Annotated in this window: 7 protein-coding genes; 4 read left to right on the forward strand and 3 right to left on the reverse strand. The window is 54.7% G+C overall.

The window, feature by feature from the left end:
- Positions 1-373 precede the first annotated feature (373 nt).
- Positions 374-1,417 (forward strand): replication initiator protein A, encoded by a 1,044-nt coding sequence (locus J2X53_RS22295; protein ID WP_349039682.1) that lies wholly within the window; start codon positions 374-376, stop codon positions 1,415-1,417.
- A gap of 2 nt (positions 1,418-1,419) precedes the next feature.
- On the opposite strand, the gene J2X53_RS22300 is transcribed toward J2X53_RS22295, so the two are convergent.
- Together J2X53_RS22300 and J2X53_RS22305 are read right to left on the reverse strand one after the other, a co-directional pair.
- Positions 1,420-1,713: a chromosome partitioning protein ParB gene (locus tag J2X53_RS22300; protein ID WP_349039683.1), complete on the reverse strand. Its 294-nt coding sequence runs from the start codon at positions 1,711-1,713 to the stop codon at positions 1,420-1,422.
- Complete coding sequence (locus tag J2X53_RS22305) at positions 1,710-2,375, reverse strand: ParA family protein (protein WP_349039684.1); 666 nt, start codon at positions 2,373-2,375, stop codon at positions 1,710-1,712. The genes J2X53_RS22300 and J2X53_RS22305 overlap by 4 nt, the downstream gene beginning before the upstream one ends.
- Before the next feature lie 126 nt (positions 2,376-2,501).
- Between J2X53_RS22305 and J2X53_RS22310 the strand changes: the two genes are divergently transcribed.
- The 3 genes from J2X53_RS22310 (at position 2,502) to J2X53_RS22320 (ending at position 3,465) form a co-directional block, all read left to right on the forward strand.
- Positions 2,502-2,792 carry a type II toxin-antitoxin system RelE/ParE family toxin gene (locus J2X53_RS22310; protein WP_349039685.1) on the forward strand — a complete coding sequence of 97 codons (291 nt, stop codon included), beginning with the start codon at positions 2,502-2,504 and terminating at the stop codon, positions 2,790-2,792.
- 9 nt (positions 2,793-2,801) lie between these two features.
- A complete protein-coding gene (locus tag J2X53_RS22315; RefSeq protein WP_349039686.1) occupies positions 2,802-3,128 on the forward strand; it encodes a HigA family addiction module antitoxin in 327 nt (108 codons plus the stop codon).
- Between the two features lie 85 nt (positions 3,129-3,213).
- On the forward strand, positions 3,214-3,465 hold the full coding sequence (locus tag J2X53_RS22320) for a ribbon-helix-helix protein, CopG family (RefSeq protein ID WP_349039687.1): 252 nt from the start codon (positions 3,214-3,216) through the stop codon (positions 3,463-3,465).
- Positions 3,466-3,666: 201 nt separating this feature from the next.
- On the opposite strand, the gene J2X53_RS22325 is transcribed toward J2X53_RS22320, so the two are convergent.
- Positions 3,667-4,326, reverse strand: coding sequence for a hypothetical protein (locus tag J2X53_RS22325; RefSeq protein ID WP_349039688.1), 660 nt, complete (start codon positions 4,324-4,326; stop codon positions 3,667-3,669).
- Positions 4,327-4,674: the final 348 nt, after the last annotated feature.

The raw sequence follows: 4,674 nt of genomic DNA on the forward strand, positions 1-4,674 counted from the left end.
GTTTGGGGCTGACAACGAGGCTGCTTGCGGGATTTTTGGTGGAGAGTGGCTGAAGGAAAACTCCAGTGGTCGCCTGGCCTGCGTTTTCTATGGGGGTTAGCAATGCGAGGGCTGAATCCAGAGTTATCCACAGGCTGTAGTGTTAAATATGTGTTAGACTCTGTGTTAAGCAGAAAAAATGACCTGCAAGCATTTGATAAAAAAGGAATATTCCGACACTCCCGTGTGTGAAAGTACGAAAGAGTGTGTGTAAAAGTACGAAAGAACGTGTGTAAAAGTACGAAAGCCCTCATGCTGTGTGTGAAAGTACGAATCGCCGTGACTTCTCTCTATTCCAGCCCTACTGTGTGTGAAAGTACGAAAGGATTTCGCTTTGTCTGATGATAGCGCGATCAACCGCTCCCCCCTCCTGCCTGACAGGTATCCGCAAGGCGATTTTTTCGTCTGCGATATTTTTGATGCCGTTCCGAAGGCTGATATGGCTTCGATGGAGCATCCGATATTTTCGCTTTCGACCAAGCCGGATACGCGCGTTCGTGAGTATGAGCACAACGGCATCAAGATCGCGATCAAGCCTTCAGTGGACGGGCTGGCGACGGTCCATGACAGGGATATTCTGATCTACTGCATCAGTCAGCTCATGACGGCTATCAACGAAGGCAAGGAAGTGTCGCAAGCGGTTCGCTTCCGTGCGTTCGATATGCTTGTGGCAACCAACCGGAATACAGCTGGTTCTGGGTATGCTCAGCTTAAAGCGGCATTGGAGCGGCTGGCTGGCACACGGATCAGCACCAATATCGTGACAGGTGGTCAGGAAGTGTTCCGGACTTTCGGGCTGATCGAAAGCGCCGAGGTTGTCAGGGAGACGCGTGACGGGCGGATGCAGGAAGTGGAGGTCAAGCTCTCGGATTGGGTGTTCAATGCGATCCGGTCCAAAGAAGTTCTGACCCTTCATCGTGACTATTTTCGTCTCCGCAAACCTCTCGAACGCCGCATCTACGAGATTGCCCGCAAGCATTGTGGCGCACAAAAGGAATGGCGGATCGGTCTGTCACTTCTTCAGAAGAAATGCGGCTCAAACTCCACGCTACGCGAGTTCCGGCGTCTGGTCATGAACATCATCCGCGAAGATCAGTCGTACGACCACATGCCCGACTATTCCATAGAAATGGACGAGCAAGAGGACACGGTTCTTTTCACGAACCGGCAGAACGTCAAAGTCGTCCTGCCGCAAGCTGTCGCACCGCAACTTGATCCTGATGTGTACGAGACCGCGCGCATGCTCGCCCCTGGTCATGATGTTCACTACCTTGAGCGGGAATGGCGGCAGTGGCTCCCCGAAACACCGCGCAATCCTGAAGCAGCTTTCCTGGGCTTCTGCCGGAAGTGGATGCAGAACAGAAAAGATACCGGATAATTTCAAATACCGGATTTGTCTTTATACAGCTTCCAGGCCTCTTCGATGATGACCCCTTGCTGAACGCCCCTGCGCCTTGCCTCGTTGGCAATTTCTTCTGAAATTCCGGGCATAACCTTGGCATGCACCTGTCCAGTGCGGGGGCTTGGCTTCCGTCCCCGCTTCTTCTGAGGTTCACGCGCAACAAAGCCCAGCTCTTCCCCTGCCCTGTCGGTTTTCTCAACAGCCTGTGCGCTTCTGTCTTTTTCGCGTGTCTTCAGACGGCCAAGGTCGATGTTGAACGGCTTGTCGGTCATTCTCCCACCTCCCCGGCCAGTCGCTGATAGACGGCCTGCGCAAACTGTGCTGCGTTCTCGATAGCGCCTTCCATGTTGCCTTGTGCTGGCATGGTATGCAGGTCGCCTCCGAACTCGAAAAGCGCTGAAAAGGCCGCACGCTCCATCAGCGGTGGATTGATCAGATCCACACCTTGTTCCGCCAGTGACCCGGCAATTCCACTGTGCTGCTTGGACCTGATTGCCTTCGTCATGGTGAAGACAACGGCATGCGGAATCTTCCGGTCCAGCGCCTCTTCCTCTTCCGCGATGAGTTGCAGGGCGCGGACGCCGATTGTTGCGTCCAATGTGGTGGCACGCATAGGCGTAATGACCAGATCAGCCTGAGAGATTGCGCGGGAGACAAGGCGGGATGCTACGCCTTCCAGGTCAACGATCACGATCTGGCCGTCTGTATCGTGCCGCTTGATAGTTTTCACGATGTCGGATTCGCTGACGTCTGACAAAACACTGATCCGGTCGGGCAGCGGTCCACGGTCTGCCCACAAAGTCAAAGACTGGTTCGGGTCGCAGTCGAGCATGACGACGTTTGCGCCCGCGTGAGCAAGCTCTGTTCCCAAGAGAACCGCTGTAGTGGACTTTCCTGCCCCCCCCTTGGGAGACGCAATGACGACTGTAGGCATGGTCAATCCTTTTCTTATCTGGTATTTATACTAACCGGATTTTTAAAATTATCCAATATTTTTTCCTAGCCGCTCCGGGTGTCAAGTGTAGCTTGACACCGTGCACCCCCGTTCTTAAATTGCAGCATGAGAATTCGGAACATCCTCCACAAAGGGCTGCGCCGCTTTGTTGAAGCGGACGACACTTCAGGTCTTCAGTCTGCCGTCGTTGAAAAGTTACGGCGCATCATCTCGTTCCTCCAGGACATGGAGCGCGAGGACGAACTGCGGGCTGTTCCGAGCTGGAAGGCTCATCAGTTGACGGGCGACCGCAAGGGCACTTGGAGTCTGTTCGTGACCAAAAACTGGCGGCTGACATTCCGGATCGACAAGGATGAGGTCGAGATCATCGATCTTGACTATGAAGATTACCACTAGGAGGCGTCTATGATCGAGATGCGTGAAATTCGGATGATGAACCCGGCTCACCCAGGTGGGTTCGTAAAGAGCGAGATCGTTGAAGCCCTCGACCTTTCCGTAACACGGGCGGCTGAAGTTCTTGGGGTCACTCGCGCGGCGCTTTCGGCGCTGTTGAATGAACGGTCACACCTGTCGCCTGAAATGGCACTTCGGATTGAGAAGGCGTTTGGCGTTTCGATGGACACGCTGATGCGGATGCAGAACAGCTATGACATTGCCAAAACCCGCAGAAGGGCAGGGGACATTAATGTGGAGCGCTTCAATATTAGCGCTTCTGTCGAGCCTCTTCGGTAGAGCGGATTCTCCGGGGAGTAGGATGCCTCCTGCGGCATCAGCGCCCTTCATGCTTGGATCAGGCATGGTTACAATGGAGTACTTCATGCCACAGCGCGCCGCATCCGAACCAATCACTATCCGTACGGCCAAGGTGGCCGAGATTGACGATTTGGCGAGGGCGATGGACCGCTCCCGCAATTACATCGTCAATCAGGCGATTGAGCAGTATCTTGAAGCCAACACTTGGCAAATGGAACGGATCAGAGAAGGCATCGCTGCTGCTGTTGACGGAAAGGTCGCGCCAGCGGGTGAGGTTTTTGCCGGTATAGCTGCAAAGCACGGCTGGTCACGTTGACCGATCACAGAGCTGCTGATCGTCATGTCCGATAATGCAAGATTATCGGACGTAAAGAAGATGGGAAGGGGGCGGCGGAAGTCAAACCTTAGATTGTCATTAAGCGCCGCGACGATGACAACTGCCAAACAGGTTGGTATTGAGCTAAAGGAAGGACTTCTAGCAGTTTGAATCGTAGCCACCTAAGCTGCTTTATTTCAGTTACGCACGCGGGCGCACACGATGAGCAACCGTGATATCGGCTAGTACCAAGCCACGGTTCTGAAGGTCCAATCGAGCCTCCTCTCGGACTGGTGCGGTCCCTTTCGGATCAGAGACAGTTAACAGAAGTGTGAATGGCACACCATTAGCTGGGAAGGTGCTGCCTGCTCTCACGAGGCTATCTAACGACAACCGCCAGTTGGAGGTGTTGCCACGTCCCTTTGGCATGTGAGCATGATAACGCTTGATTGGCGACCATTTAAGGCCGGTTGAAATTAGGTACTTCTCGGTCTTGTTCATACCTTGGGGCAAACCGGCGCCATCATGAGTCAGCCTGGTTGCCCATTCGGTCTCGCCCGTCACATCGTTCACGATGTTCTCTTGATGGAGGTGAGCCTCCAAATGAACCCGCATAGCCTCTTCGCGATGAATTGGATCGATAGGCGGTGTGTAAGCCAACGTAATGTCCGCGCGGCCACGACAAGTCCCGTCGGCCCGCACTAATGATCGCGGCCAAGCGAAGGGAAAGTCGAGCCTTTGGCGAGCTCGTAAGCGATCGTTGAAAACAAGTGTGACGCCGTGCAGGTCGTCGCTCAGCATCAAGTCGGCAGGAGGGGCAAGTCCAAACCCAACAAAATCGCGCGCAACATGGCGCAGCATGGGTACGCACAATGCTGCAGGGCGAGCGGCCCGATGGATTGGCAGCGCGAGCAGAGTTTCGCGCGGAGCTTGGCGCGCGAGTCGATGATCGAGCGTAGCAACACTCGCAGCGGTTAGCGGCGCTGCGTAGCTGGTGCCGCAACCCTGCACGCCCTCACCCTCAGGGTTGATGGAGGCGAGGCCAGTTGTGTTGCCTGCCCCACCAGCTCCCCCATAGTGAGCTAAGTCCGGCTTACGTCCACCGCCGACACCTTGAGCTACTCCCCGAAAATCGGACAGTGACGGAAGCTACGATCTGAGGTCTGCTGATCCCCAATTCGAGGAGATCAGAACATGTCGAAACGCAGG

It is taken from the genome of Pseudotabrizicola sp. 4114, from assembly GCF_031457365.1.
Classification (GTDB): domain Bacteria; phylum Pseudomonadota; class Alphaproteobacteria; order Rhodobacterales; family Rhodobacteraceae; genus Pseudotabrizicola.

Coding starts and splice junctions, on each gene's coding strand:
- J2X53_RS22315 (WP_349039686.1), top strand. CDS start 2,802: ATGATCGAGATGCGTGAAATTCGGATGATGAACCCGGCTCACCCAGGT.
- J2X53_RS22310 (WP_349039685.1), top strand. CDS start 2,502: ATGAGAATTCGGAACATCCTCCACAAAGGGCTGCGCCGCTTTGTTGAA.
- J2X53_RS22300 (WP_349039683.1), bottom strand. CDS start 1,713: ATGACCGACAAGCCGTTCAACATCGACCTTGGCCGTCTGAAGACACGC.
- J2X53_RS22320 (WP_349039687.1), top strand. CDS start 3,214: ATGCCACAGCGCGCCGCATCCGAACCAATCACTATCCGTACGGCCAAG.
- J2X53_RS22305 (WP_349039684.1), bottom strand. CDS start 2,375: ATGCCTACAGTCGTCATTGCGTCTCCCAAGGGGGGGGCAGGAAAGTCC.
- J2X53_RS22325 (WP_349039688.1), bottom strand. CDS start 4,326: ATGCTGCGCCATGTTGCGCGCGATTTTGTTGGGTTTGGACTTGCCCCT.